Source organism: Pedococcus sp. P2_E5, from assembly GCF_056403895.1.
In genome coordinates, this window is the sequence record NZ_JBFUEP010000032.1 from 1 (window position 1) to 26996 (window position 26996).

Below are 26996 nucleotides of genomic sequence, written 5' to 3' on the forward strand. Positions count from 1 at the left end.
ACCTTTGCTAGCAAAGGTTGCTCGAGCGCTCAGGGAAGGCGGTCGCGCACGACGGTGTCGAGTACCGCCAGCGGGACGCTTCCGCCGTCGAGCACGGCGTTGTGGAACGCCTTGATGTCGAACCGGTCGCCCTGTCGCTCCTGCGCCTCCCGACGGATCCGCAGGACCWCCAGCCGCCCGATCATGTAGCCGCACGCCTGACCCGGCAGCACGGCATACCTGTCGATCTCCGCCTTGACCCCACCCACGCTGAGCGGGCAGTTCGCGACCATGTAGTCCACGGCCTGTTGCCTGCTCCAGCCCATCGCGTGCAGGCCGGTGTCGACGACGAGCCGGCAGGCGCGCATGGAGTCCATGGTGAGCATGCCCAGCCGCTCGAGCGGACTGGTGTAGAGGCCCATCTCGTCGGCGAGGCGCTCGGTGTAGAGCCCCCAGCCCTCGGCGTAGGCGTTGAAGATCGTGAACTTGCGGTACTTCGGCACCTCGGTCAGCTCGCCGGCGATGGCCAGCTGGAGGTGGTGACCGGGGATGCCCTCGTGGTACGACAACGCCTCGAGCTCGAAGCGTCCCCAGTGCGCCGGGTCGGCCGTGTTGATGTAGAACGTCCCGCCGCGGCTGCCGTCGTCCGCGGGTGGGAAGTAGTAGGCCGCGGCACCCACGTCGGTGGACTTCACCACGCAGTCCGCGACCGGCAGCCGGTCGAACCACTCCGGCATGACACCTCGCGCCTTGGCGAACGCCGTCTCGCAGGCGGCGACGATCTCGGAGGAGCTGGTATGCCGCAGGGCCGGGTCCTCGCGCAGCGCCCGGTAGATCGACGGCAGGTCGTCGGTGCCGACGACCTCGGGTGCGAGGGTGCGGTACTCGTCCTCGAGCGAGGCGATCTGCTGCAGCCCGATCTCGTGGATCTGTTGGGCGGTGAGGGAGGTCGTGGTGTCGCGGGCCAGCAGGCGGGCATAGGTCTGCTCACCGTCCGGGAGCCAGGACAGGCCGCACTGCTCGTCGGGTCGCATGACCGGGGTGACTTCGTCGCGCAGCACGTCGCGGAAGACCTCGAGGGCCGGCCGGACGTCGGCGGCGATCACGTCGGCAAGGCGGCCGCGCCAGGCCCCGACGTCGTAGCCGGCCGGCGGTTCGGTCGTCGAGGTGAGGAGCACGTCCTCGTCGAGCGGGCTGGCCAGCCACCGCTCGACCTGCTCGATCGCCTGCTCCACCGCGAAGGTGGCGGGAGTGCGCCCGGAGGCGACCCCTTCGCGGTGCCGCTCGGCGAAGTCGCGGATGCTCTGGCCGATACCGCGGTACTTGGAGACCATGGCGTCGGCGACCTCCGCGGTCGGCAGCGACAGCCCGGCGACGGTGACACCGAGGGCGACCTGGACCCCGAAGACGGGGTCGACGCCGAACTCTGCCAGGTGCGACTCGCCCACGTCGGCGGACGTCGTGGCGTCGAAGGCGACGACGTCCCGGGTCACCTTGTCCGGTTCGGCCAGGCCCGCGTCGGGGATGGCCCGCGCGCGTGCGGCGAACTCGCGCAGGGCCGCGACCTCGGCGTCCTCGGCACCCCGCGACCCGTCCTCGTACCGGTCGGAGAACCGGTAGTCACCCAGCATGTGCGCCCAGGTGGGCGAGGTCCGCATGCGGTAGTCGTGGAAGTCGTCCGCCAGCTGCTGCACCGAGTCCGTCATGACCCCGAACGTACCGTTCGCCCCCACCGCGCAAAACGGCGGTTGCGGGGCAATACGGGGGCTACAGCTCCCGTTTCGCCGCGCAACCGCCGTTTTGCAGTCGAGCCGGGGGGAGGGCGGTCAGAGGTACTGGCCCGTGGGGCCACTCTCACCGGGGTGCGGAGGTATGCCGGGTGCTCCGGACATGCCTTCGGCGCCCGGTCCGCCCTCGGCCGAGTGACCGGGCGGAAGGGCGCGCCGGATCTGCTGGAGCTGCTGCTGGGCCGCCATCTGCTGGGCGAACAGGGCCGTCTGGATGCCGTGGAACAGTCCCTCGAGCCACCCCACGAGCTGAGCCTGGGCGATGCGGAGCTCGGCGTCAGTGGGAGGTTCGTTCTCGTTGAAGGGCAAGGCGATCCGCTCGAGCTCGTCGATCAGCTCGGGGGCCAGGCCGTCCTCGAGCTCCTTGATCGAACGACGGTGGATCTCCGCCAGCCGGACCCGGCCGGCCTCATCGAGCGGGGCGTTGCGGACCTCTTCGAGCAGCTGCTTGATCATCGAGCCGATCCGCATGACCTTGGCCGGCTGCTCCACGAGGTCGGCGGGGTTGGTGGGTCCGTCCTCACCGTCACGGTGCGGCGCGACTCCCATGCCGTCCTGGGTCACGACGACGACGCGCTGCTGGTCGCCGTTGCCGGTCGGGTCGGTCTCGTGCTGGTGCGGCGTCTGGCTCATGTCACCCATCCTGCCCCACGCTGTCCACGGGCATCAGAGGCGTCGCTGAGGGCGCCACGCCTGGTTGTCCGCTCGGCGCACCTGGTCGGCACACCTAGTCGGCCCGGCGTGTCATCGCGGGAGCTCGTCGGATCGCCACGGCGGAGAGTAGTCCCGCGAGCAGTGGCACCCCGAGCACGACGAGGAGCAGCGGCGTCCAGGGGATCGACAGGAAGGGTCCGCTCCAGGTCTCCACACCCGTGGTCGGATCCGAGTTGTACTCCGTGGTGAGGGGGTACGTGATCGCGATCCCGGGCACGAGCCCGACCGCGATGCCCAGGATGGCCCCGATGAACCCCACCACCATCGCCTGGGACGCGGCAAAGGCGCGCCTGGTGCGACGGGTCGCGCCGACCGCCGCGAGGGTGCCGGAGTCGGCCTGCTGCTCGGCCATCGACAACGCCGTCGAGATGAGGGTGACGATGAGCAGCAGGAGCGCGGCCACGGCCATCATGATTCGCATGACCTTCTCGTCGTAGCGCTGGAACCCCCGCTCGACGTAGACGCCGCCACCGTCGCCGACCAGCTCGTCCAAGGTCGTCTGCGTCTCGGTGCTGATCGCGCCCCCGGGTTCGCGGAGCAGGGTCGAGTCCTGTTGCATGGGCCAGCCCAGCCGCGTCGCCGTCTCGGTCGCCACCAGGCCACCGGTCTGGCCCGGGAACGAGCCGTCCGTGAGGCGTTCTGCGGCCACGCCGACGACCGGCACCGAGGTGGTCGTGCGCTCGGTGACCTGGGTCGCGGCATACGTCTGGTTGTCGAGGACGAAGGTGCCGGCGACGACGGTCAGGGACGGCTTGGCGGCGAGGTCCTTGGCGGCGACGACCATCGCGCCGCGCTGGACTGCCGTGCGCTGTGCCTCGCTGAGCCCGAACCTGCGCGCGATCTCAGCCGTGGGGAGCGCGCCGATCTGGCCGTGTTCGTACCAGCCCTGGCTGCCGAGGCGCACGCAGCTCTGGTGCTCACCGGTGCTGCTCGGGAGGGTGAACGCCGCCGTGCAGCCCTCAGGCACTACGGACACGAACTCCGCAGGCTTGCTCGCCACCGTGGTGCCCGCGTTCATCATCGGGTCCTCCTTGGCTCGCGCCACGAGGAAGTGGGTCTGGACCAGGGTCGGTAGCTGCTTGAGGGCTGCTGCGGCGGACAGCCTGGTCTCGGGGTCGGCGGTGTGCACGACGCCTTCCCCGCGCTGGGCCTGCGGCTGGTAGGTCTGCATCTGCTGCTTGGTGTCGCTGGCCAGGCCGATGCTGAACGCGGTCAGCGCCACGACGCCGGCCAGGATCGCCGCCACGGTCGGGGTGGACCGGCTGCGATGCCGAGCGGCGTCGCGGATGGCGATCCGCGGGGCCACCGGGAGCCGTGCGGCGAGGGTGCCGAATCCTACGAGGATCGCCGGCACGAGGAGCAGCGTGCCCAGCACCAGCCCGATGGCGCCGACGGCGACCCGCATGTCGCCACCGCCCCGCATCTGCGCGGCCGACAGGACCACCGCACCGCCGATGACGGCGAGGACCAGGCCGACGACCGGCACGACCTTGTTGAGCCGGGGCGACACGGTCTGGCCGCGCATCACGCCGATGATGTCGAGGCGACCAAGTCGCAGCGAAGGCAGCAGCGCCGCGACGACCGCGCTGAGGACGGCGCAGGGCACGAGGATCGAGAACGCCCCCCACGGAAGGTCGGTGCCGAGCGAGGCGAAAGACGTCTCCGGGTGCGTTCGCACCCACCACCGCAGTCCGAGGGTCACGGCGGCGACCCCCAGCACCACGCCGCCGAGAGCCGAGATCACACCGAGAACGAGAGCCTGGGCGAGCACGGTGCGGCGCAGCTGTCGTGTCTCGGCACCGTTGGTCGCGGCGAGGGCCAGCGTGCGCCGCTGTCGGGCCGCGCTCACCGCGAAGGCCGGGCCGACGAGGAGCGTCGTGAGGATGAAGAGCATGACTCCGCCGATCACGGCGATCATCCGGCTGGAGTCCTGGGTGAAGCTGTTCTGGGCGCGCAGCTCGGCGGGCAACGAGCTCTCGGGCGGAGGATTCTCGAGGACCGCACGGCTGTAGACCGTCAGGCCGTACGTGTTGAGTCGCTGGACGTCCTCCCAGCTGACCGGTCCACCGCCCACCAGCACCCACGACCTCGCGGTCGCGATCCCGCTCGGCCCGGTGCCTGCGCCCTCCGGCATCGACGGGACCACGAAGTCAGGCATGCCGCCCCACTCGAGCAAGGCTGTGGCCGTGCCGACGACCTTCACCGAGCGCTCCGTGCCGCCGGCAGACAGCGTGACCGTGCCGGAGCGCGGCAGTCCCTTGCGCTCGCCTGCCGGGGTGATGACGATCTCGTCCGGCCCGGCCCCCCAGGACCCGGAGGCGAGCCGCGACTTGTCGCCGAGGTCCGCCACGCGCGGGTCGGCGACCAGCCCGGAGATGCGCACCCGGCGGTCCCCGACCACGAGTCGCATCTCGGTCTCCCCGACGGCGACGGCGGCGCCTCCACCGACCACCCGGGCGATGGCGGTGGCGTTGTCCGTCGCGGCGCCGTCGGTGGCGAAACCGGGAATCGGGGTGGCCGGGTGCTCGCTGCTCCACCCCATGCCACCTTGGTTCGGGTCAGGGCCTTGCTGGATCTTCCCGATCTCGGGACCTTGGACGAGCGCCTGACCTGATCCCATTCGGGCCGTGATGAGATCGGCCGCGTCGGCCTGCTCGGTGGCCCCCAGGGTCGCGGCGCCGGCCAGCAGCCCGACGGGGATGGCGACCATGAGGAACACCAGGATGGACCGCCCCTTGTGGCGTCGCAGGTCGCGCCTGGCCATCCGTAGGGCGACCCGCCACGAGGCGCGCCACCGGGAGGCCCGCGAGTCCGAGCCGTCGCCGTGGCCGGAACCACGCGGCACACCGACTGCGGCCTCCTTGTCCAGGAGTGTCGTCATGGCCGGCCTCAGGCGGTCGGCTCGAGGAGCGCCTCGGCCGTCTCGGGCGATCCGGTGCTGTCGACGACGACTCCGTCGCGCAGGAACACCACCCGGTCGGCCCAGGCCGCGTGCCTCGCCTCGTGGGTGACGAGGAGCCCGGCCGCGCCGGCGTCGCAGCGTTCGCGCAGGACGCGCAGCACGCCCTCGCCCGTGTGCGAGTCGAGGGCCCCGGTGGGTTCGTCCGCGAGCACCAGTCGGCGGTCGCCGACCAGCGCGCGGGCGATCGCCACCCGCTGCTGCTGGCCGCCGGACATCTTGTCGGGGTAGCGGTCGGCGAGCTCCTGCACCCCCACCATCGTGAGCGCGTCGACGGCCCTGCGGCGTGCCTTGCCGACGCGCTGGCCGTCGAGCTCGAGGGGCAGTGCGACGTTCTCGACCGCGGTGAGGGACGGGATGAGGTTGAAGTCCTGGAAGACGAACCCGACCCGCCTGCGCCGCAGCCGCGCGAGGGCGTCGGCCTTGAGGGTGCCGATGCTCTGGCCCTCGATGATCACCTGCCCACTGGTGGCTGCATCGAGCCCGCCGGCGAGGTTGAGCAGGGTGGACTTGCCGGAGCCGCTCGGGCCCATGACAGCGACCAGCTCTCCCGCGCGGACGTCGAGGCTGACGCCGGCGAGGGCGCGAACCGCGGTGCTGTCGTGGCCGTGGACTCGGGTGACATTGTCCAGGCGCAGGATCACGTCGGAGTGCGGTGGTGTGCTCGGTGCGTTGCTCATCGTCGTGTTTCCCCCTTGAGTGCGGCGCTGCTGGTGTGGGCGGCGCCGTCAGCCGTGGCGTCCGTTGTGTCAGGTGTGTCGTCCACTGCGTCAGGTATGCCGCGCGCGGACCTGTGCGGGCGGGTCGCCTCGCGCACCAGCCGGGCTTCGACGTGGTCCAGCCAGCGGACCTCCGCCTCGCCCGAGTAGAGGAGGTTCTCCAGGACGAGCAACCAGGCGAGGTCGACCTGGCTGTCACCGTCGGCAGCCGACTCGTGGTGCGTGGTGGCCCGCTGCTTGAGTCGGGTGAGGTCCTGCAGGTGGCGCAGGGTGGCGGTCCGCTGGGTCTGGACCACCCGGTTGACGTCGACGCCGTCGACCGTCACGGCCAGGGCGAGCTTGATGACCAGCTCGTCGCGGGGGGTGGTCTCACGGCTGACCGGGGACGTCCACCACTCGGCGACCTCGGCCCGCCCGGTGCGGGTGAGGCGGTAGGAGATCCGCCCCTCGGCGTCCTCCCCGATCGCCTCGACGAGCCCGTCGCGCTCCAGCCTGGCCAGGGTCGTGTAGACCTGCCCGACGTTGAGCGGCCAGGTCCCCCCGGTCCTGGCCTCGAACTCGGCACGCAACTGAGCGCCGTACATCGGCTCGGTGGCGAGCAGGGCCATGAGCCCTTGTCTGACCGACATCCGCGCCACCGTCCCCATTCCTGGTGTCCCCTACCTACCCAGTATCACCACTGGTGTGGAGATGTATACCGAGTATGTAGGGTGGTCGTCAAGCATTCCGGCCCCCGCCGCATCGGGCACTTCTGGCCACGTGTGCCGGGTCCGAGGGGATATCGGCACGCCGGATGCGGCATGGCTGGCCAGAAGTCGGAACGAATCAGTGGGCCAGCAGGACGGCGGCCAGGGCGAGGGCGCCGGGGACCGCCTGAACGACCAGGATCTTGCGACTGGCCGTGGCGGCACCGTAGATCCCGGCGACGATCACGCACAGCAGGAAGAACACCTGGAAGCCGAAGCGCAGGTCGTCGGGTCCGACGATTCCCCAGACCAGCCCGGCGGCCAGGAAGCCGTTGTAGAGCCCCTGGTTTCCCGCGAGCACCTTGGTCTGCTCGGCGAACTCCGGCGTGAGACCGAAGGCGGCCCGCCCACGAGGAGTCGTCCACAGGGCCATCTCGAGCACGACGATGTAGACGTGGATCAGGGCGACGACGGCGACCAGCACCGTGGCGACTGCGTTCATGGCCTCAGGGTGGCAGACGCGGCCGGCGCACGTGTCCGACTCGCTGGTGGGACTCGCGCCTCCAACACGCTGGGTCACGTGGTCGAGCCGGCCTCAGGTGGTCAGCAGGATCTTCCCGATGTGCCCGCTCGCCTCGAGCTCGCGGTGGGCGTCGGCTGCCTGCGCAAGGGGGTGGCGGCTGTGGATGACCGGCTTGATCCGACCGGCCGCGACGAGCGGCCAGACGTGTTCGCGCACGGCCGCGACGATGGCGGCCTTCTCGTCGGCAGGGCGCGCTCGCAGTGACGTGGCGATGACGGCGGCTCGCTTGCGCAGCAGCTGCCCGAGGTCGAGCTCCGCCTTGGTGCCGCCCTGCAGCCCGATCACGACGAGACGTCCGTTGGGGGCCAGCGCGTCGACGTTCCTGGCGAGGTACTTCGCGCCCATGTTGTCGAGGATGACGTCGGCCCCGGCCCCGGCGGTGGCGGCGCGCAGCTCCTCGACGAAGTCCTGCTCGCGGTAGTTGACGAGGATCTCGGCGCCCAGCTCGCGACAGACCTCGAGCTTGTCCGCCGAACCGGCCGTGACGGCGACCCGTGCCCCCACTTCGCGGGCCAGCTGAATCGCCATCGTCCCGATGCCTGACGATCCACCGTGCACCAGAAAGGTCTGTCCCGGAAGGAGATTCGCCGTCATGAACACGTTGGACCACACCGTGCTCACGACCTCCGGCAGGGCTGCCGCGTCGGCGAGTGAGACGCCGGTCGGCACGGGCAGGAGCTGTTCGGCGGGCACGCACACGAGCTCGGCATAGCCGCCTCCCGACAGCAGCGCGCACACCTCGTCGCCGACCCTCCAGCCGTCCACCCCGTCGTCCACACCCTCGCCGACCTCGTCGACGATGCCGCTGACCTCGAGCCCCGGGTACTCCGAAGCCCCCGGAGGCGGCGCGTAGAAGCCCATCCGCTGCATGACGTCCGCGCGGTTGACTCCCGCCGCCACCACCCGGACCCGAACCTCGCCGGGAGCAGGATGTGGGTCGGAGACGTCGGTCGGGACGAGCGCCGAAGCGTCGCCGGGCTGCGGGATGGTGATCGCCTTCACGGGTCGAGCCTATGGCGCGCCGACTCGAGGTCCTCGGTGGTGTCGACGTCCAGTGCCGCGCCCTCCGGCAGGGTGACGACGAGCGTGCGCAAGGCGTCGAGCAGCCGCATCACCGGCGTGCCCGCCGGAGAGTCCGGCAGCGCGTCCCGCAGGGCAGTCGTCCGGTATGCCGCGAGGAGGGGTTGCTGGCGGCCGTCACCGTCGCGGCCGACCACCGCCTCGACGTCGGGGGACTCCGCGAGGCGGGAGGCGAGGCTGGGAGCCGGGCCCGCGGCATACGGCATGTCGCCGCCGAGGATGACGACGACGGGGCTGTCGACCTGGGGGAGGGCGGCCGCGATGGCGGCCACCGGGCCGCCCCCGGGAGGGGACTCGCGGCACCAGGTCGCCGGTCGTCGGGTCGGCCGAGGGTCGCCCACGCACACCACCGGCCAGTCCGGCGGCAGGCCGTCGAGGACGTGGTCGAGCACCGGGCTCCCGGCGAGGTCGGCGCGGGTCTTGTCGCCCCCGAACCGCCGTCCCGCGCCGCCGCAGAGCACCACCGCCGTCACGGGTGCGCTCACCGGTGCGGGTGGGACGAAGGCCGAGGTCACTGGCCCATTGTGGGTGGTCCAGGAGGGTCCTGTGGGGGTTCCGGTGCGCGCGAGTCGGGTCTAGGTTGGCCGGATTCGACGATCTCGAAGGGAAAGATCATGACGCTCGAAAGACGCACATTTCTGAAGGGGAGCGCTGCGGTCGCGGGAGGGGCGGCGCTGGCCGGCCCGTTCGCCGGACTGGTCGCGGGGCCCGCATCGGCCATCGGGGCAGCGCCGTTCCGCGGGTTGCGCGCGACGCCGGACCTGCGTGACGACAAGGTGCGGCTGCACCTGCCCGAGGGCTTCAGCTACCGGTCGTTCCACGACACGCAGTTCCCCGTCGTGCTCGACGACGGCACCGCGCTGCCGGGCCGACACGACGGCATGGGTGCCTTCGAGGGCCCGTCCGGCAGCACGACCCTCATCCGCAACCACGAGGTAGCCGGCACCGGGCGGCGCTTCGGCCCGCTGGGGTCGTGGACCTACGACTCCGGTGCCAGCGGCGGGTGCACCCACATCGACGTCACCGGCGAGGGCGAGGTCCTGGCGTCGTACACCGCCATCAACGGGACCGCGAACAACTGCTCCGGCGGCCAGATGCCCTGGGGCGCCTGGGTGACCTGCGAGGAGACGGTCAACGGCCCGGACGTCGGTCCGGACTTCACGGGCGCCTCCAACCTGGGCTTCACCCAGAGGCACGGCTTCGTCTTCGAGGTGCCGGCTGACGGCCGCTCGGCGGCGATGCCCATCACGAAGGCCGGACGGTTCGCCCACGAGGCGGTGTCGTTCGACCCCCGCGAGGGCCGGCTCTACCTCACCGAGGACAACTTCGCGTTCCCGTCCGGCTTCTACCGCTACACGCCGGCGACCAACCCGATGGAGAGCGGGCACCTCGACAACGACGGCTACCTGCAGATGCTCGCCGTCAAGGGCCAGCCCAAGGCCCACCTCGAGGGTCACCAGGACAAGGGAGCCGTCTACGACGTCGAGTGGGTGGACATCGCCGACCCCGACCCGACGTTCCCGTACACCCCGGGCCAGCCGGCGCCGACGAAGAACGACGACGCACTGGTCTACGTCGGCGACCAGGGTCGTGCCCTGGGCGCGGCCGGGTTCTCGCGCCTCGAGGGCCAGATCTACGACAACGGGGTCGTGTACTTCACCTCGACGCAGGGCGGTGGCGACCCCGAGACCGGGCCGGAGCTCATCGCGGGGTACGGCAACGGGTTCGGACAGGTGTGGGCCTACGACACCCGCTCCGAGAAGCTCCGCCTCGTCTACCAGTCGCCGGGCAAGCAGACGTTCGACTTCCCCGACAACATCACCGTCAGCAACCGCGGCACCCTCGTCGTGTGTGAGGACAGCAACCAGGACAACTACATCCGTGGCCTCAACCAGGGCGGCCAGCTCTGGGACATCGCGCTCAACCGGGCGGCCAACGCCAACGGCACCCCGCGGTTCGACGACGAGTTCGCCGGCTCGACGTTCAGCCCGGACAAGTCGACGTTGTTCGTCAACATCCAGGCCAGCGCTGGGTTGACCTTCGCCATCTGGGGGCCCTGGCACACGATCGGCGTCTGACCTGCGCCGCCCCGTCAGCCGGCTGCGGTGGGCTGGCGGGGCGGGCACGTCGAGGTGGCGAGGTACTCGAAGTGCCACCACTCGTTGTCATAGGTGCGACAGATGCCGTATGCCGGTCCGTGCCGCTGCAGCCAGGTCGCCGCCGCTGGGGGTGGACGTCGATCGCGTAGCCCTTCACGTGCGCCGACCTCGCCGGGGAGAGCACCCACTTGGAGGCCTCCGCGGGTGAGCCGTACCTCGTCACCGCACGGTCGAACAGGATCTGCTGCCACTCGGCGCTGCGCCAGGCCGACCTGATCTCGGGTGCCAGGCCGTCGGCCCGCGCGTCGGCGAAGGCCTGGGTGAAGGCGGCTGCCGCTGCGGCCTGCATGTTCGTGGTGCCGGGGATCGGCGCCGACAGCGGCAGGCTGGTCGTCGGCGCGGGGATCCGGTCGGTGATGACGGATGCAAAGCCTTTGCCACCAACGGTCTTGGTGCCGCTGCTACTTCCACCACCCGTCCCCGAGGTCGAGCGCGCGGACGGCTCACCTGAGGTCTTCGGCTTGTCCTTCCTGGGTTTCCCCTTCGACGCGGCGAGTGGAATCGCCGGGTCTGCCGAGGCCTGCGCGGCCACGCGCGAACCTCCGGCAGGCGAGGAGTCGTCGTGCCACGCGGCATACCCGGCCGCTCCGCCGGTCACGACCACGAGGGTGGTCACGACCAGGGTGCGGCGCAGCCGTTGGCGCCGTCGTCGACCAGCCGACACGTGCGTCGTGGTCATGGACTCACCCCCTCTGCTGCGGCCCTGACGAGTCTGGCAGGCAGGGGGTGGATGTCAGCGGACCCCGCCGATCCGGGCTGACAGCGTGGCGGCGGCGCGCGACACCGCAGCGACGAGTCGACTGCGTTCCGTGTCGTCCACGCCGTCGCGCGGGAACGTCAGCGCCACACCGGCCACCGGGTGTCCGGTGTGGTCGAGCACGGCCTGCGCCACCGACGACAGCCCGACGCTGACCGAGTCGTCCTCGAGGGCGTAGCCGCGCGTGCGGACCTCCGTGAGCTCGCGCCGCAGCTCACTGACTGTGGTGGGTCCGTGCCCGTCGCGCTGCACCAGGGTGTCGCGGTGCGGGAACAGGGCGCGCACCTGGGCCGCCGGCAGCTGGGCGAGCATCGCGAGGCCGCTGGCGGTGAGCGTCGCCGGCAGCCGCACGCCGACATCGGTCACGAGCAGCGGGCGACCCGGGGCTCGTTCCTCGATGACATAGAGGACGTCCCGCCCGTGCAGCACCGCGAGGTGGGCGTTGTGCGTCGTCTGGTCGACGAGGCGACCGAGCAGCGGCCGGGCGATCCGCTGCAGCGGGGCCTGGCGCTGGTAGGCCGAGCCCAGCTCGAACGCCGCGACGCCCAGGCCGTAGCGCCGCTCCTCCTCGAGGTGGGTGACGAAACCGTGGTCGCGCAGCACCGCGAGCAGGTGGTACGTCGTGGAGCGCGGCAGGCCGAGCTCGCGCGCGATCGACCCCGCCGGGAGCGGTTCGGTGTGCCGGGCGAGGAGGGTCAGCAGCTGGAGGGTGTGCCGGGCTGCGGGTGCGTTGGCCACCGCGCCAGTGTCTCAGGTGCGAGACGACCTGGCTCCTCCCCTCGACCAACACCAGCAGGTATGCCGCGGGCGCACGGTGCGCCCGCGGCATACCTGCTGCGGTGGTGAGGACAGAAGCCCCGCGCGGTCAGGCGCGGGTGACGAGGATGCCGTCCTCGTCGGCGAACAGTCGTTGACCGGGGGCGAAGTCGACCCCGCCGAAGCTGACGACCACGTCGCGCTCGCCGACCCCGTCCTTGGCGCTCTTGCGCGGGTTGGACCCGAGGGCGAGGACGCCGAGGGGGAGGTCGCGCAGCGCCGCCACGTCGCGGACGGCGCCGTGGATGACGACACCCGACCAACCGCCCGCGACCGCGCTCGCCGCGATGAGGTCCCCCATCAGCGCCGACTCCAGCGACCCGCCACCGTCGACCACGAGGACCCGGCCGGAGCCGTCCTCCGTGAGCGTGGACTTCACGATCGCGTTGTCGCGGTGGCAGCGGATCGTCGTGATGACGCCCTCGAAGGAGGACCGGGCGCCGTAGTGACGGAACTGCACCGAGCAGGACTGGAGGTCGTCGCCGTGCTCGTCGTAGAGGTCGGCCGTGGACGGTGAGGCCATCAGTCCCTGGCCGCCTTGACCGCGAGCACCGGGGCGTCGGCCTCGAGCAGCACGGTCTGGGCGGCACTGCCCATGATGAGCTTGCCGACCGGGGTGCGACGCCGAAGCCCGATGACGATGAGCTCGGCGTTCGTCTCCTCGGCCACGCGCAGCAGCTGGTCTGCGGGATCGCGGGCCTCGACGGTTTGCGCGACCTCGTGCTCCACCCCGGACTCCTCGAGCTGCCTCTTGACGGCATCCCAGTCGGACGACGACGCAAACCTCGAGTCGACGAGGGCGTCTCCTCGGCTCACGTTGAGGACGACCAGCCGAGCTCCGCGGAGCTTGGCTTCCTCGATCGCCCGGTCGAGGGCCGCGTGACCCTCCGGACGGGGGACGAACCCCACGACGATGGCCATGGTCACTGCCCTTCCTGGTTGGCGTGCTGGTGGCCGAGCGGGGACACGTCCTGGATGTCATCGTCGCCGCCGCGCCGTGACCGCACGCGATCGATGACCACGGGGACCACGAGCAGGAGGACGACGATTCCGTAGACGATCTTGGAGAACGGCGTGTTGATCAGGCCGGACAACTCGCCGTCGCTGATCTGCAGCGCCCGTCGCAGCTGCTCCTCGGCCACCGGGCCCAGGATGATCGCGATGATGGCCGGCACGACCGGCAGGCCGAAGCGGCGCATGAAGAAACCGAGACCGCCGATGATGAGCAGCAGCCACAGGTCGAAGGTCGAGGTGTTGGCCGCGTAGGCCCCGATGCTGGCGAAGAAGAGGATGCCGGCGTAGAGGTAGGGGCGCGGGATGTTGAGCAGCCGCGCCCAGATCGTCGCGAGGGGCAGGTTCAGGGCGAGCAGGATCACGTTGCCGATGAACAGCGAGGCGATCAGGCCCCACACCAGCTCCGACTGGTCGTCGAGCAGGCGCGGTCCGGGTTGGATGCCGTAGGACTGGAACGCTCCGAGCATGACCGCCGCGGTCGCGGTGGTGGGAATGCCGAGGGTCAGCAGTGGCACCAGGCCACCGGCGGCCGAGGCGTTGTTGGTGGCCTCGGGCCCGGCCACGCCCTCGATGGCTCCGTGACCGAACTCCTCGGGGTGCTTGGTGAGCTTCTTCTCCATGGCGTACGACAGGAACGTGGGGATCTCTGCTCCACCTGCCGGGATGGCGCCGAAGGGAAAACCGATCAGGGTGCCGCGCAGCCAGGGCTTCCAGGAGCGGCGCCAGTCCTCGCGGTTCATCCGGGCACCGTCGACCTGGATGATCTCGGCGGGGTTGCGACGCAGGTGGGCGGCGATCCAGAGCGCCTCGCCGACCGCGAACAGGCCGACCGCGACCACGACGACGTCGATGCCGTCGGCAAGCTGGGGGATGCCGAGGGTCAGCCGCTGCTGGCCGGAGGTCGGGTCGATGCCGACGGTGCCGATGAGCAGCCCGATGCCGAGCGACGCGAGGCCACGGATCTTCGACGACCCCAGCACCGTGGTCACGGCGATGAAGGCCAACATCATGATGGCGAAGTAGTCGGGTGAACCGAGCTGGATCGCGAGCTTGACGATCTGGGGGGCGACGAGGGCGAGGGCCAGGGTGCCGATGGTGCCCGCGATGAACGACCCGATCGCTGCGGTGGCGAGGGCGGCTGCACCCCTGCCCTTCTTGGCCATCAGGTTGCCCTCGATGGCTGTGATGACCGACGCGCTCTCGCCTGGTGTGTTGAGCAGGATCGAGGTCGTCGAGCCGCCGTACATGCCGCCGTAGTAGATCCCCGCGAACATGATGAACGCCTGGGTGGGCTCGAGCGTGAAGGTCAGCGGCAGCAGCAGGGCGATGGTCATGGCCGGGCCGATGCCGGGAAGCACGCCGATGGCGGTGCCGAGCACCACGCCGATGACGGCGTAGAGGAGGTTCGTCGGCGTCAGCGCGGTGCCGAAGCCGTCGATGAGGGCGTTGATTCCGTCCATCAGAGGATTCCCTTGAGCAGCCCGACCGGGAGCTTGATGCCCAGGCCGAGGAAGAAGAGGTACCAGGACCCCACCGAGAGCACGATCGAGATCAGGGCCATGCGGAGGTAGTGCCGCGCACCGAGGGCGTAGGTGGTCCCGAAGAACAGGATCGCCCCTGAGATCGGCCAGCCGAGCGGGTCGATGAGCAGGGCGTTGGCGGCGAACGAGCCGACGAGCAGGCCGATCGTGCGCCAGTCGCTGCCGTGAGTGAGGTCGACGTCCTCGCCACCCTCTGCCTCACCCCGCCCACCGCGGACCAGGTCCACGGTGAGCAGGACTGCCATGAGGATGAGCAGCAGCCCGACCACGATCGGGACGGTGCGGGCATTGACGGGACCACGGGACGCGGTGTCGGTCACGCCGAGCGCGTCGACGATCGCCCAGGCGCCGAGGCCCAGCAGGAGGAGGGCCACCCCGTACTCGGAGCGGCCCCCCTTCTCTGCCGCAGTCGGGCTGCTGGACATCAGGCCAGTCCCAGTTCCTTGAGAACGCCGGCGACGCTGTCGTTCTGCGCGGTCAGGAAGGTCTTGAACTCGTCGCCGGTCTGGAAGGAGTCCGTCCAACCCTGGTCGGCCAAGGTCTTCTTCCACTGGTCGGTGGCGTGCATCTTGGTCAGCAGGTCGACATACTCCTTGGCCTTGGCGTCGGACAGTCCGGGAGGACCGACGATGCCGCGCCAGTTGGTGAACTCCATGTCGACACCGAGGCTCTTGAGGGTCGGAGCGTCCACGCCTTCCACGGGCTTGGCGCTGGTGACGGCAAGGATCTTCACGTCGCCGGACTTGGCCTGCTCGGCGACCTCGCCGATGCCGGTCGCCGCGAAGGCGACCTTCTTGCCGAGGACTCCGGTGAGCAGCTCACCGCCGCCGTCGTACGCGACGTAGTTGACGTCCTTCGGGGTGATGCCCACGGCCTTGGCGAGGAGCATCGGGGTCAGGTGGTCGGGGCCACCGGCGTTGGAGGCGCCACCCACGGGGACCTTGCCCGGGTTGGCCTTCCACGCCGCCACGAGCTTGTCGAGGGTGTCGTAGGGGGAGCCCTTCGGCACGACGATCGCCTCGGACTCCTCGATCAGCTTCGCGATCGGGACGGTGTCGTTGAGCGTGGCCTTCGACTTGTTCGTGTAGACGGCGCCCACGACCCCGAGCCCCATCTGCATGAGGATGTCGTCATGGCCCTTCTCGTTGACGAGGCGCTGCAGGCCGACGGTGCCGCCGGCACCGGCTGAGTTGAAGACCTCGATCGTCTCGCTGAGCTTGGCGTCCTGCATCGCCTTGGCCGCGAGACGAGCGGTGGTGTCGTAGCCGCTGCCGGGTGAGTTGGGCACGAGGATCCGCAGACCCTTCACGGGGCCCGAGGAGCTGCTCGTCTCGGTTGACGAGTCGTCGCCGCTCACGCCACAGGCGCTGAGGGCGAGACCGGCGACCGTGGCGGCCGCCACGACCTTGAGGGGGGTCCGTACTTGCACGGGAGACTCCTTTGTCTGAGGGGGTTCGAAGCACACCGTGCCGGGCCGCGACCTCGGTGTCACGGTTAGGTGCGCAAACTCTGTTTTGTCCTTTGTGCTCACGCGGTGCTGGTCGGACGGGGGCGCCCCAGACACAATCGACCCGTGGACGTTCGATGGCGCGCGTGGGTGGCACGTCGGCGGTGGCCCTGGCGGCGCCGCTGGACTCTCGCCAGCCGGATGCTGGCGATGCAGCTGGCCATCGTGTGCGTCGTCCTCGTCGGAGTGGCGGCAGTCTCCCTGGCCCAGTCCGACGCCCGCGCCCGCGAGACCGAGGGAAGCCGGGCCCTTGCCGTGGCGGAACGTCTCGCGGTCACCGCTGGAGTGCGGGAGGCGGCGGCATCGGGCGGCGAGGACTTCCTGGGCCAGGCCCAGTCGGTGGTGGAGTCGGGGCGCACGTTCTCGAGCTCGACGACGGTGCTGCTCGCCCTGAGGGATGGCCGGGTCATCGCCTCGAGCGACGCCCTGCCGCGAAAAGCCTCGTACCTGCAGCAGACCGACGCCTTCGGAGGGCGCTCGTGGGTCGGTGCGCAGGAGGGCACGGGAGCGGCCATGGCCATGGCCCCGATCATCAACGTCGACACCCGTGAGACCGACGGTGTGGTGGCGGTCGTGCGCGCCTATCCGTCGATCCTCGACAACTTCGAGACCGCCCTGCCCAACCTGCTGACCTACCTCGGGATCGCGAGCCTGCTCGGGGTGGTGGGCTCGCTGCTCCTCGCCGGGCGCGTCAAACGCCAGACCCTGGGGCTCGAACCACGGGAGATCGCCGGGCTGGTGGAGCAGCGCGAAGCCCTCCTGCACGGCATCAAGGAAGGCGTGCTCGCGGTCGACCTCGACCACCGCATCACCATGGTCAACGACGAAGCGGCGCACCTGCTCGGCATACCCCTCACGTCTGGTGGTCGGACGCTCTCGGAGGTGGACGACACGGGACGGGCGGACCTGATCTTCGACGAGGGGACGGAGCTGACCGACCACGTCATGCCGGTCCGCGGCCGGGTGCTCACGGTGAACCGGATGCCGGTCACCAGCCGGGGCAGGCACATCGGCTGGGTGGCCACCATGCGCGACCGCACCGAGATGCTCGAGCTCCAGCGTGAGCTCGACCTGACCAAGAGCACCACCGACACGTTGCGGGCCCAGGCCCACGAGTTCAGCAACCGGATGCACGTCGTCAGCGGTCTGATCGCGTTGGAGGAGTTCGACGGGGTGCGAAGCTACATCAGGCAGATCACCGACGACTCCACCACGCTGACGACGAATGTCGCTGCGCACGTGCAGGATCCAGCAGTTGCTGCCCTGCTCATCGCCAAGGCGAGCCAGGCCGCGGAGCGAGGGGTGGAGCTGGTGGTCGACCCCACCAGCAGCGTGCCCACGCTCGACGATGCGCTCGCGGCGGACGTCAACACCGTCATGGGAAACCTCATCGACAACGCGTTCGATGCAGCCGCCGGTGGCGCCGATCCCGTGGTGCGGGTTGCCCTGTCGCACACCGGCGAGGCCATGACGGTCACCGTGCGCGACAGCGGCCCAGGGGTCGACTCCACGATCGGCGAGATGGTCTTCACCCGGGGTTTCAGCACCAAGTCCACGACGACGGCGCAGGAGCGTGGCATCGGGCTCGCGATCGTCCGGGTGATCTGTCGCAACAGGGGCGGCGACATCGTGGTGGGCAACGACGAGGGCGCGGTCTTCGTCGCCACCCTGCCGGTCCTGATGCACCAGCGGGCGTCGTGATCAAGGTGCTGGTCGTCGATGACGACTTCATGGTGGCGCGACTGCACTCCAGCGTCGTGGCACGGCAGCCGGGTTTCGAGGTCGCGGGCATTGCCAGCACGGGCACCGACGCGCTGCGGGCGGTCGAGGTGACCCGGCCCGACCTGGTTCTGCTCGACATCTACCTCCCCGACATGACCGGGCTCGAGGTGCTGGCGCGCCTGCGCGAGGGAAGCGGCGAGGACGTCGACGTCATCGTGATCAGCGCCGCGCGCGACCTCGACACGTTGCGAACCGCCCTACGGGGCGGGGTGTTCCAGTACCTCGTCAAACCCTTCGAGATCGAGTCCCTCCAGCAACGACTCGGTGAGTATGCCGTGCACCGGGCTGAGCTCGCCGAGCTCACCGAGGCGGGTCAGGACGACGTCGACCGGGTGTTCCGCGCGAGCGGGGCGCGCGTGGTCGGGGTGTCACCCAAGGGCATCAGCCCGGAGACGACGGACCTGGTGCTCCACGCACTCGAGGCGGCCGACGAGGACGGGTTGTCGGCGACCGAGTGTGCCGAGTCGACCGGACTGTCACGCAGCAGCACCCGGCGCTACCTCGAGCACCTCGTGTCGGTCGGGACGGCGGAGATGCGTCCGAGGTACGGCGCGGCCGGGAGGCCAGAGCGTCGCTACCGGATTCGCTGACCGGATTCGCTGACCGGATTCGCCGGCCGGGTTCGCCCGGCCGGCAGCTCAGCCGGACTGGGCGAGGCGGTCGGAGATGGCGCTGAGCGCGGTGTCACGGGCCGCCAGTACGTGCGCCTGCGCCACGGCGTGGGCGCGGGCGGGGTCGCGGGCCACCAGGGCTTCGAGGATGTCCTGGTGCTCCCGCAGGGCGGCGGTCCGACGTTCCTGGGACTGGTTGGTGAAAGCGCGGTAGCGCGCCATCTGCCCGTCGACCTGGGAGTGCAGCCGGGTTGCCCACTCGTGCCCGGCGATCTCGGCGATGGCCAGGTGGAAGTCGTGCCCGGCGTTCATGGCGTCGGTCGGCAGGTCGACGAGCTTCTCGTTGCGGTCCACCAGCCGACGCAACGTGGCTGCGCCCTCGTCGTCGAGACGGGTCGCGGCCTCGGCGGCCATCAAGCCCTCCAGGGCGCCGCGCACCGAGTAGAGCTCCTCGATCTCGCGCGCGCTCAGCTGGCGCACCACCATCCCACCGGTCGGCAGCTGGTCGAGAAGGTCCTCGGCGAGCAGCAGCCGCAGCGCCTCGCGCAGGGGGGTCCGGCTCACCTGCATCCGGGTGGCCAGCTCGGGCTCATAGAGGCGCTGCCCGGGTTTCAGCTCGAGGTCGAGGATCTGACGGCGCAGCTCGGTGTAGACGAGCTGTCCGCCTGATGCCCGGCGTGGACGATCCACCATCTGGTCTCCCATCTTGCACACTTGTATACAAGTATGCTTTCCTTCACCCAGTCTTGCACAGTCCGAACCGAGGAGCGCCACGTGACACCGTCAGAGGCCGCCGTAGGCCCCGCCCCTCGTGGGGCCATCTTCGCGGCCCCGGACCTTGCCGACTTCGCGACCCGCCTCCTGCTGGCCGAGGGAGTGCCCGAACGAGACGCCGCGCTGCTGGCCGACTCCCTGGTCACTGCGGAGCTGTGGGGCCACGCCTCGCACGGCATGCTCCGCCTGCCGTGGTACCTCGCCCGACTGCGCTCCGGTGCGATGGAGAGGCTCACCGCCCCCCACGTGGCGCGCGAAAGCGGCGCCATGGTCGTCCTGGACGGGCGGCACGGCATCGGTCAGGTGATCACGCAGCGGGCGGTCGAGCTGGGGATCGAGCGCGCCCGGACCCACGGCATCAGCGGGGTCGCGGTGCGCAACTCCGGCCACTTCGGAACGGCGGCCTACTTCACCCGGCAGGCGGCCGAGGCGGGCTGCGTCGCGCTGCTCGCCACGAACGCCAGCCCCGCGATGGCCCCCTGGGGCGGGACCGCGAAGAGCATCGGCACGAACCCCTGGTCCATCGCGGCCCCGGCAGGTCGCCACGGCGTGGTCGTCATGGACCTGGCCAACACGGCGGTGGCCCGCGGCAAGGTCTACCTCGCCGCCGAGCGGGGCGACGAGATCCCGGACGGCTGGGCGGCCAGTGCCGATGGCACCCCCACGACCGACCCGGCAGCGGCGATCGCAGGGTTGATCCTGCCGATGGCCGGACCCAAGGGCTATGTCATCTCGTTCATGATGGACGTGCTGGCAGGGGTGCTCACGGGCAGCGCGTTCGGTGACGGCGTCGCGGGTCCCTACGATCCGGAGCGTCGCAGCGGCGCCGGGCACCTCCTCATCACCATCGACGTGGCCGCCGTGTCCGACCCGACCGAGTTCTCGGCCCGTATCGAGGCGTTGGTCGACCAGACGCGTGGTGGCGCGCTCGCGACCTGGGCCGACGAGATCCTGGTCCCCGGCGAGCTCGAGGACCGCAACCGGCGCCGGCTGTCCGCCGACGGCATACCCCTGGCCGACACCACGACCGAAGCCCTCGCCGCCCTGGGCCGGGAGGCGCACGTCGCCCTCCCTGTTCCCCTTGCCGCGAACCCGCTCGCCACGAACGGACCGGAGGTCCCCGCATGATCGCCCTCGTCGTCTCCCTGGACGTCGTCCCCGGCAGGCTCGACGAGTTCGTCGCGGCCATCGGCGAGAACGCCCAGCGCTCCTTCACCGACGAGCCGGGGTGCCTCTACTTCGACGTCGCCCAGGACGTCACCGACGACCACCACTTCGTCTTCTACGAGCTGTACGCCGACGACGACGCGGTGGCCGCTCATCGCGCGACGCAGCACTTCGCGGACTGGCGTGCGGCGGCGGCCCGGTGCGTGGTGCCGGGCAGCCAGGTGAACACCCTTGCCTCGCAACGGTTCCACCACTCAGGGAGCGGGCTGTGAGGATCCTCGTGCTGCCCGGCGACGGCATCGGCCCGGAGATCACCGCTGCCACGGTGGAGGTGCTGCGCGCCCTCGACGACCGGCTGGGTCTCGGGCTCGAGCTGGAGCGCCGTGACATCGGACTGACCTCGCTGGAGACGGCCGGCACGACCCTGCCGGACGACGTCCTGCACTGGGTGCCCGAGGTCGACGGCACACTCCTGGGCCCGGTCTCGCACTACGAGTACCCGGCTCGGGACCGGGGTGGCCTCAACCCCTCCGCCGAGCTGCGGACCCGGTTCGCGTTGTACGCCAACATCCGTCCGTGCCGCTCGGTGGACGGCCTGAGCGTGCTCCGCACCCCAATGGATCTGGTCATCGTGCGCGAGAACACCGAGGGCTTCTACTCGGACCGCAGCATGTATGCCGGCAGCGGCGAGTTCATGCCCGACGAGGACTCCGCGTTCTCGATCCGCAAGGTCACGGCGTCGGCGTCGCGACGGGTGGCTCGCGCGGCGTTCGAGCTGGCGCGCACCCGCCGTGGACACGTGACCGCGGTCCACAAGGCGAACGTCCTGAAGCTGTCGGACGGGCTGTTCCTGCGTGCGGTGCGGGAAGTCGCGTCCGACTTCCCCGACGTCGAGCTGCGCGAGCTCATCGTCGACGCCGCTGCCGCCAGGCTGATCCGCGACCCCGGGTCGTTCGACGTCCTCGTGACCACGAACATGTTCGGCGACATCCTCAGCGACGAGGCCTCGGAGCTGTGCGGCAGCCTCGGCCTCGGTGGGGCCGTCAATGCCGGGGACGAGATCTGCGTGGCGCAGGCCCAGCACGGGTCGGCCCCCGACATCGCCGGACAGGGCGTCGCCAACCCCACCTCGCTGATCCTGTCGGCGGGCATGCTGCTGGACTGGCACGGAATGCGCTCCGGCAGGCCGGAGCTCTGTGAGGCCGGGGGACTGCTCGACGCTGCGGTCGCCGCCACGATCGCCGACCCCGCCACCCGCACGCGCGACCTCGACGGCACCCTCGGCACTGCCGACTTCACCAGCGCCCTCATCGGCAACCTGACCCAGGAGCTCTCCCATGCCTGACCAACCCCTCGCCCCCAACCTGCTCATCCGTCCCGACCAGGTGCGGCCCTTCGACCGCGGCAACGGCGTGGTGACGATCCCGTACGTCGGGAAGTGGAACTGCGAGTCCAACCGGGTCACGACCGGGCAGACCCAGTTCCAACCTGGCACAGGACTGCCGCTGCACAGCCACAACGTCGAGGAGTCCGTCCTGGTCCTCGAGGGCGAGGCCGTCGCAGAGATCGGTGAGGAGCGGTTCGACCTCGTCGCGGGCGAGGCCACCTGGGTGCCGGCTGGCATCCCGCACCGCTTCTACAACCGCGGAGCCGGGCCGATGCGGATCTACTGGGTGTACGGCGGACGCGACGTGACCCGGACCATCACCGCGACCGGTGAGACGTTCGAGCACCTGTCCGAGAGCGACCGAGGCGGCTTGAGCACGCCATGAGCACCATCACCACCGTCAACCCCGCCGACGGACGTGTCCTCGCGGGCTACGAGGCCATGGGTCCCGACGACATCGAGAAGGCGTTGGCAGAGGGTGCGGCCGCAGCCAGCGCCWGGGGTCGGGTCGCCGTGGCGGACCGCGCGGCGCTGCTCGTCCCGCTCGCGGCCCACCTCCGCGCCGATGCCGAGCGGTATGCCGCACTGGTCACCTCCGAGATGGGCAAGCCCCTGGCCCAGGCCCGCGGAGAAGTCGAGAAGTCGGCGGTCACCGCCGACTACTACGCGAGTCACGCGGCCTCGATCCTCGCGCCCCGCCACGTCGAGATCGACTCTCCCGCAGGGGTTTCAGCCTTCGTGTCACCGGAGCCCCTCGGGCTGGTGCTGGCCGTGATGCCATGGAACTTCCCGGTCTGGCAGGTCATGCGGTTCGCCATCCCGACGCTGGCTGCTGGCAACGGGGTGCTGCTGAAGCACTCGCCCAACGTCACGGGGTCGGCCCTCGCGCTCGCGGAGGCCTTCGTCCACGCCGGCTTCCCACGTGACCTCTTCACCACCCTGGTCGTGGCCGAGGAGGACGTGCCCGCGACAGTGAGTCGGCTCATCGCGGACGACCGCATCGCGGCCGTCACCCTGACCGGCAGCAACCGCGCCGGCGAGATGGTCGGGGCGGCCGCTGGTCGCGCCTCCAAGAGGTCGGTCCTCGAGCTCGGCGGGTCGGACGCCTTCGTTGTCCTCGCCGACGCCGACGTGCCTGCCGCGGCGGCGGCTGCCGTCGGTGCCCGGTTCACCAACTCGGGCCAGAGCTGTGTCTGCGCGAAACGGTTCATCGTCGAGGAGCCGGTCGCCGAGGAGTTCACCCGGTTGTTCCTCGACGGTGTCCGGGCCCTCGTCGTCGGCGACCCCACCGACCCGGCCACGACGGTGGGGCCGCTTGCCCGGGCCGACCTGCGCGACGCCCTGCAGCGACAGGTGGACCTGTCGGTGGCCGCAGGGGCAACCCTCGCCGCCGGTGGACACAGCGTCGACGGTGCGGGCTCCTTCTACGCGCCGACCGTCCTGCTCGACGCGGGCCCGGGGATGCCGGCCTTCGACGAGGAGACCTTCGGTCCGGTCGCGGCGGTCGCGGTGGCCTCCGACGAGGCGGACGCGATCCGGCTCGCCAACGCGACGCCTTACGGACTGGGCCTCAGCGTCTGGAGCCGCTCCACGGAGCGGGCGGTAGCGGTGGCGCGACAGATCACGTCGGGCGCCGCGTTCGTCAACGCCGTCGTCGCCTCAGACCCCCGGGTCCCCTTCGGCGGCACCAAGCGCAGCGGCTACGGCCGCGAGCTGGCCGACGCGGGCATTCTCGAGTTCACCAACCAGCGCACCTACTGGGTGTCCGCCTGACCCATCGAGTCGCCTTCGCGCCTCGAAGCGCGTCATCGAGCCTTGGGCCAGGTCTGCCAGTCCTTCGCGAGGCGTGCGGCCTCGACGTCTGACCGGGCCGAGGCTGGTGCGGTGCGCACCTGCCACGACTTCCCTCTGTCGGTGCTGATGATCAGCCTGGCTCCCGGCTGTCCAGGGTCGCCGCTCGGCACGACGTAGAACGCCATCTCGCCATGGGTCCCGCCGTCGGCGAGCTGAGTCCAGTGCGTTGCCTCGAGCACGCCCAGGTCATGACTCCTCAGCGCGCCGTCGGCGCCGATCCACCGAGCTGTGCTCACGCCAGTGATGCCCCAGAACCCACCCTGCGTCGAGTGCGCCCACGAGTCGACCCCGTCGGGCAGGGCGATGGGGGTGAGTGTGGCAGCTGCGACGTCGAGCAAGCACGGGCAGCCCCGGAAGAGAGTGCTTGGCAAGGCGTCCACCCAGTTGGTGCCCGGGTCGGGCGGTGCACTCCCGCGTTCGGTGGTCACGTCGCGGATCACCCCGCCGGAGATGAGCAGCGGAGGAGTTCGGGCCCCGTCGAGGCCGAGGCCGATTCCGTGGGCGAGGAAGGCGAGCCCGTGGCCCAGATCGTCCACACCGAGCTCCTCTGCGGCCCCGGGAACTCGGTCGAGCACCTGTTGCACCCAGGCTGGCAGGACCTCCCGGTCCAGAGGGGCAAGGCTTGGAGCGGTCACGTCGAGGACACAGGGCGCAGGGATGGTCCCGCAGCTGACGATCCGCAGGCCCGGTCGTGGTTCCGGGGCGGACCCCCAGATCCTCAACCTCACAGGCTGTGCCGCCCCGGGCGAGAGGAGCAGCGACGTGTTGACCTGGGAGCACCGCAAGCACCCGGGGAGGTAGAAGACGCCGTGTCCGAGGTAGCGCGGAATGTCGCGGCTCGCGCCACCGAGCGCGAAACGCAGGCGTCGTCCTCCGGGTGCGGTGTACTCATACGCCTGGCCGCAGGTGCTGTCGCAGCGCTCCGACCCGACGACGCGCGCATCCACGCCGTCGTCGGCCTCATAGGTGTCCACGCTTGTCGGCGAGCCGATGATCTGATCGGCCGTCCAGCTCCACGGCCCGCTCCGGACCGGAGTGTTCGGCGTCTTGGCCGGTGGGTCCGGGGCACGGTCTGATTGGACGGCGGACGCCACGAGGGCAACCACCAGTGCCGCGACGGCAACCCCGGCCACGGTCGCGAACCTCGCGGCGCGTCGGCGCTGGGCGACGGCAGCGAGCTCGACGAGGTCGGGTGCCCGGACTCGGGCCGCGAACTCGACGCCGAACTCGCGCAGGTCTGTCATGACCGGTCGCGTCCGTCGGGGCAACGGCGCTGCGCCACCAGGACCATCATCGAGCCTTTGGCCAGGTCTGCCAGTCCTTCGCCAGGCGGCTGGCATCGACCTCGCCCCGGGCTGAGGCGGGTGCGGTGCGCACCTGCCACGTCTTTCCCTTGTCGGTACTGATGATCAGCCTGACGGTGGCTCGTTCAGTGCCGTCGACTGGAGGGTCGTAGTACTCGGCGGGGATGTCGTAGAAGGCCATCTCCCCCTGGGCCCCTCCGTCGGCGAGCCGGGCCCAGTGACTTGCCTCGGTCACTCCCAGGTCGTGGCTCTTCAGCACGCCGTCTGCGCCGATCCACTGGGCCGTGCGCGGGGCGTTGAGTCCCCAGAACCCACCCTGCGTCGAGTGTGCCCACGACCGGACGCCGTCCACGGGCAACTGGATCGGGGTGAGCGTCGCCGCCTCGGTGTCGAGCACGCACGGACAATCACCCAAGGCGTACACCCAGTCGGTGCCCGGCACGGGTTGTGCCGTCGGCGGCGCGAAGGTCAGTTCCCTGATCTCCTCGCCCGCGATCAGCAGGGGAGGTGTCGGGGCGCCCTCGGTGCCCAGTGCGACACCGCTGGGGAGGAAGACCAGGCCGTTGCCAACGTCTTCCACGTCCTGCAGCTTGTAGCGGGAAAGGTAGCCGGAAGGGGGACTCTTCCCGAGCGCCTGCTTCACCCAGGCCGGCAGGGTCTCGCGGTAGAGAGGCGCAAGGCTCCGGGCCGCGACGTCGAGGACGCAGGGCGCCGGGATGGTGCCGCAGTCGACGATCCGCAGGCCCGGCCGCGGCCCGGCGGGCGGACCGGAGCGCTGCAACTTCACCGGCTGCGGGGCGCCGGCCGAGAGGAGCACCGACGTGTTCACCTGAGCGCACGCGACGCACCCGGGAACGTAGAAGTCGCCGTTGCCGAGGTACTCGGGATGGGTGTCCGGGTCGTCCCGATGGCTTTTCCCACCGACCGCGAAACGCAGGCGTCGTCCGTCGGGGGCGGTGTACTCGTACGCCTGGGCGCAGGTGCTGCCGCACCGCTCCCACCTGACGAGGCGAGCACCGGTGCCGTCGTCGGCTTCGAAGGCCTCGGCGTTGCGCTCCGACGGAGAGATGATGTCAGCGGCAGTCCAGTTCTGCGCCTCGCTCCCGATGGTGGTGCTGGGCGTCCTGGCGGGAGTCTCGGCCGCACGCTCGGGGCCGCCGCCGGCCAGCACCGAGATGGTCAGCACCGCCACGACTCCCGTGGCGGCGAAAGTGGCGAACCTGACCGTGCGTCGTCGTTGGGCGACCCCAGCCAGCCCAGCCAGGTCGGGTGCCCGGACGCGGGCGGCGAACTCGACGCCGAACTCGCGCAGATCAGACATGACCGACACCTTCGGTCTCGGTCAGGCCCGGTGCCATCAGCTCACGGGCGCGGGCCAGCCTCGATTTCACGGTGCCCTCGGGGATGCCTAGCTCGTGGGCCACAGCCGTGATCGAGAGGTCGGCGATGTAGTGCAACGCCACCACTCGCCGCAGGTCGGGCTTGAGCCTTCCGAGCGCGTTGACGACGGCCACGTGGTCGGGGGTCAGCTCGACAGTCTGGGACGGGCCGGGGATGCGCGGCATGATCCTGCGCAGGACGCCACCGTGGCGCCAGCCGCCCCGGATCTCGTTGAGCGCCACCGTGCGCAGCCAGGCCTCCGGATGCTCGACCTGTGCCCAGCGAGAGCCAGCAGAGATGGCCCTCACGAAGGCTTCCTGGACGGCGTCCTCGGCGGTGGCCTGGTCGCCACAGACGGCGAAGAGCTGGGCGACGAGCCGCGCGTACGACGCGTCGAACACCTGGCTCACCGCGCTGCTGACCTCCATGCGAGCCC

The 26996-nt window shown here is 70.7% G+C and carries 27 protein-coding genes; 8 read left to right on the plus strand and 19 right to left on the minus strand.

Going from position 1 to position 26996, the window contains the following annotated elements:
* Positions 1-29 precede the first annotated feature (29 nt).
* The 8 genes from AC1DVZ_RS12275 to mobA form a co-directional block, all read right to left on the minus strand.
* Entirely contained in the window at positions 30-1685 is a 1656-nt protein-coding gene (locus AC1DVZ_RS12275; protein WP_477618478.1) for a DUF885 domain-containing protein, read from the minus strand.
* 120 nt (positions 1686-1805) lie between these two features.
* A complete protein-coding gene (locus AC1DVZ_RS12280; RefSeq protein WP_477618479.1) occupies positions 1806-2399 on the minus strand; it encodes a bacterial proteasome activator family protein in 594 nt (197 codons plus the stop codon).
* A gap of 94 nt (positions 2400-2493) precedes the next feature.
* Positions 2494-5361 carry an ABC transporter permease gene (locus tag AC1DVZ_RS12285; protein WP_477618480.1) on the minus strand — a complete coding sequence of 956 codons (2868 nt, stop codon included), beginning with the start codon at positions 5359-5361 and terminating at the stop codon, positions 2494-2496.
* A gap of 8 nt (positions 5362-5369) precedes the next feature.
* Positions 5370-6119: an ABC transporter ATP-binding protein gene (locus tag AC1DVZ_RS12290; RefSeq protein WP_477618481.1), complete on the minus strand. Its 750-nt coding sequence runs from the start codon at positions 6117-6119 to the stop codon at positions 5370-5372.
* Positions 6116-6787 carry a PadR family transcriptional regulator gene (locus AC1DVZ_RS12295; protein ID WP_477618482.1) on the minus strand — a complete coding sequence of 224 codons (672 nt, stop codon included), beginning with the start codon at positions 6785-6787 and terminating at the stop codon, positions 6116-6118. The genes AC1DVZ_RS12290 and AC1DVZ_RS12295 overlap by 4 nt, the downstream gene beginning before the upstream one ends.
* A 196-nt stretch (positions 6788-6983) precedes the next feature.
* Positions 6984-7346 (minus strand): DUF1304 domain-containing protein, encoded by a 363-nt coding sequence (locus tag AC1DVZ_RS12300; protein WP_477618483.1) that lies wholly within the window; start codon positions 7344-7346, stop codon positions 6984-6986.
* 93 nt (positions 7347-7439) lie between these two features.
* Positions 7440-8429: an NAD(P)H-quinone oxidoreductase gene (locus AC1DVZ_RS12305; RefSeq protein WP_477618484.1), complete on the minus strand. Its 990-nt coding sequence runs from the start codon at positions 8427-8429 to the stop codon at positions 7440-7442.
* Positions 8426-9022, minus strand: coding sequence for a molybdenum cofactor guanylyltransferase (gene mobA, locus AC1DVZ_RS12310; RefSeq protein WP_477618485.1), 597 nt, complete (start codon positions 9020-9022; stop codon positions 8426-8428). The genes AC1DVZ_RS12305 and mobA overlap by 4 nt, the downstream gene beginning before the upstream one ends.
* Before the next feature lie 99 nt (positions 9023-9121).
* Between mobA and AC1DVZ_RS12315 the strand changes: the two genes are divergently transcribed.
* Positions 9122-10585 carry a PhoX family protein gene (locus tag AC1DVZ_RS12315; RefSeq protein ID WP_477618486.1) on the plus strand — a complete coding sequence of 488 codons (1464 nt, stop codon included), beginning with the start codon at positions 9122-9124 and terminating at the stop codon, positions 10583-10585.
* Here the strand turns inward: AC1DVZ_RS12315 and AC1DVZ_RS12320 are convergent.
* The 7 genes from AC1DVZ_RS12320 to AC1DVZ_RS12350 all read right to left on the minus strand — a co-directional run bounded on the left by AC1DVZ_RS12320 (position 10518) and on the right by AC1DVZ_RS12350 (position 16223).
* Positions 10518-11345, minus strand: coding sequence for a D-alanyl-D-alanine carboxypeptidase family protein (locus AC1DVZ_RS12320; protein WP_477618487.1), 828 nt, complete (start codon positions 11343-11345; stop codon positions 10518-10520). The genes AC1DVZ_RS12315 and AC1DVZ_RS12320 overlap by 68 nt on opposite strands.
* 54 nt (positions 11346-11399) lie before the next feature.
* Positions 11400-12161: an IclR family transcriptional regulator gene (locus AC1DVZ_RS12325; RefSeq protein WP_477618488.1), complete on the minus strand. Its 762-nt coding sequence runs from the start codon at positions 12159-12161 to the stop codon at positions 11400-11402.
* A gap of 127 nt (positions 12162-12288) precedes the next feature.
* Positions 12289-12762, minus strand: a complete 474-nt coding sequence (gene rraA, locus AC1DVZ_RS12330) for a ribonuclease E activity regulator RraA (protein ID WP_477618489.1) — start codon at positions 12760-12762, stop codon at positions 12289-12291.
* Positions 12762-13160 (minus strand): universal stress protein, encoded by a 399-nt coding sequence (locus AC1DVZ_RS12335; protein ID WP_477618490.1) that lies wholly within the window; start codon positions 13158-13160, stop codon positions 12762-12764. The genes rraA and AC1DVZ_RS12335 overlap by 1 nt, the downstream gene beginning before the upstream one ends.
* 2 nt (positions 13161-13162) lie before the next feature.
* A complete protein-coding gene (locus tag AC1DVZ_RS12340) occupies positions 13163-14713 on the minus strand; it encodes a tripartite tricarboxylate transporter permease (protein WP_477618491.1) in 1551 nt (516 codons plus the stop codon).
* Positions 14713-15219, minus strand: coding sequence for a tripartite tricarboxylate transporter TctB family protein (locus AC1DVZ_RS12345; RefSeq protein WP_477618492.1), 507 nt, complete (start codon positions 15217-15219; stop codon positions 14713-14715). The genes AC1DVZ_RS12340 and AC1DVZ_RS12345 overlap by 1 nt, the downstream gene beginning before the upstream one ends.
* Positions 15219-16223: a Bug family tripartite tricarboxylate transporter substrate binding protein gene (locus AC1DVZ_RS12350; protein WP_477618493.1), complete on the minus strand. Its 1005-nt coding sequence runs from the start codon at positions 16221-16223 to the stop codon at positions 15219-15221. The genes AC1DVZ_RS12345 and AC1DVZ_RS12350 overlap by 1 nt, the downstream gene beginning before the upstream one ends.
* 144 nt (positions 16224-16367) lie before the next feature.
* Here AC1DVZ_RS12350 and AC1DVZ_RS12355 point away from each other — a divergent pair, with 144 nt between their 5' ends.
* Both AC1DVZ_RS12355 and AC1DVZ_RS12360 read left to right on the plus strand, forming a co-directional pair.
* A complete protein-coding gene (locus tag AC1DVZ_RS12355; RefSeq protein WP_477618494.1) occupies positions 16368-18002 on the plus strand; it encodes a sensor histidine kinase in 1635 nt (544 codons plus the stop codon).
* Positions 17999-18673, plus strand: a complete 675-nt coding sequence (locus AC1DVZ_RS12360) for a response regulator transcription factor (protein ID WP_477618495.1) — start codon at positions 17999-18001, stop codon at positions 18671-18673. The genes AC1DVZ_RS12355 and AC1DVZ_RS12360 overlap by 4 nt, the downstream gene beginning before the upstream one ends.
* 48 nt (positions 18674-18721) lie before the next feature.
* Here the strand turns inward: AC1DVZ_RS12360 and AC1DVZ_RS12365 are convergent, their stop codons facing one another.
* Positions 18722-19387 carry a GntR family transcriptional regulator gene (locus AC1DVZ_RS12365; RefSeq protein ID WP_477618496.1) on the minus strand — a complete coding sequence of 222 codons (666 nt, stop codon included), beginning with the start codon at positions 19385-19387 and terminating at the stop codon, positions 18722-18724.
* A gap of 33 nt (positions 19388-19420) precedes the next feature.
* On the opposite strand from AC1DVZ_RS12365, the gene AC1DVZ_RS12370 reads away from it, so the two are divergent.
* Genes AC1DVZ_RS12370 through AC1DVZ_RS12390 form a run of 5 tightly spaced genes read left to right on the plus strand, consistent with a single transcriptional unit; the run spans position 19421 to position 23795 of the window.
* The gene (locus tag AC1DVZ_RS12370) at positions 19421-20596 is read left to right on the plus strand and encodes an Ldh family oxidoreductase (RefSeq protein WP_477618497.1); all 1176 of its coding nucleotides are present in this window, start codon (positions 19421-19423) and stop codon (positions 20594-20596) included.
* Entirely contained in the window at positions 20593-20907 is a 315-nt protein-coding gene (locus AC1DVZ_RS12375; protein ID WP_477618498.1) for a putative quinol monooxygenase, read from the plus strand. Before AC1DVZ_RS12370 ends, AC1DVZ_RS12375 begins: the two co-directional genes overlap by 4 nt.
* Positions 20904-21980, plus strand: coding sequence for an isocitrate/isopropylmalate dehydrogenase family protein (locus tag AC1DVZ_RS12380; RefSeq protein WP_477618499.1), 1077 nt, complete (start codon positions 20904-20906; stop codon positions 21978-21980). The genes AC1DVZ_RS12375 and AC1DVZ_RS12380 overlap by 4 nt, the downstream gene beginning before the upstream one ends.
* Positions 21973-22407: a cupin domain-containing protein gene (locus AC1DVZ_RS12385; RefSeq protein ID WP_477618500.1), complete on the plus strand. Its 435-nt coding sequence runs from the start codon at positions 21973-21975 to the stop codon at positions 22405-22407. Before AC1DVZ_RS12380 ends, AC1DVZ_RS12385 begins: the two co-directional genes overlap by 8 nt.
* Positions 22404-23795: an aldehyde dehydrogenase family protein gene (locus AC1DVZ_RS12390; protein ID WP_477618501.1), complete on the plus strand. Its 1392-nt coding sequence runs from the start codon at positions 22404-22406 to the stop codon at positions 23793-23795. Before AC1DVZ_RS12385 ends, AC1DVZ_RS12390 begins: the two co-directional genes overlap by 4 nt.
* 32 nt (positions 23796-23827) lie before the next feature.
* Here the strand turns inward: AC1DVZ_RS12390 and AC1DVZ_RS12395 are convergent, their stop codons facing one another.
* From AC1DVZ_RS12395 to AC1DVZ_RS12405, 3 genes are read right to left on the minus strand one after another with little or no spacing between them, the layout of a single operon-like run.
* A complete protein-coding gene (locus AC1DVZ_RS12395; protein WP_477618502.1) occupies positions 23828-25120 on the minus strand; it encodes a hypothetical protein in 1293 nt (430 codons plus the stop codon).
* Between the two features lie 46 nt (positions 25121-25166).
* The gene (locus AC1DVZ_RS12400; protein WP_477618503.1) at positions 25167-26501 is read right to left on the minus strand and encodes a hypothetical protein; all 1335 of its coding nucleotides are present in this window, start codon (positions 26499-26501) and stop codon (positions 25167-25169) included.
* Positions 26494-26988: an RNA polymerase sigma factor gene (locus tag AC1DVZ_RS12405; RefSeq protein ID WP_477618504.1), complete on the minus strand. Its 495-nt coding sequence runs from the start codon at positions 26986-26988 to the stop codon at positions 26494-26496. Before AC1DVZ_RS12405 ends, AC1DVZ_RS12400 begins: the two co-directional genes overlap by 8 nt.
* Positions 26989-26996: the final 8 nt, after the last annotated feature.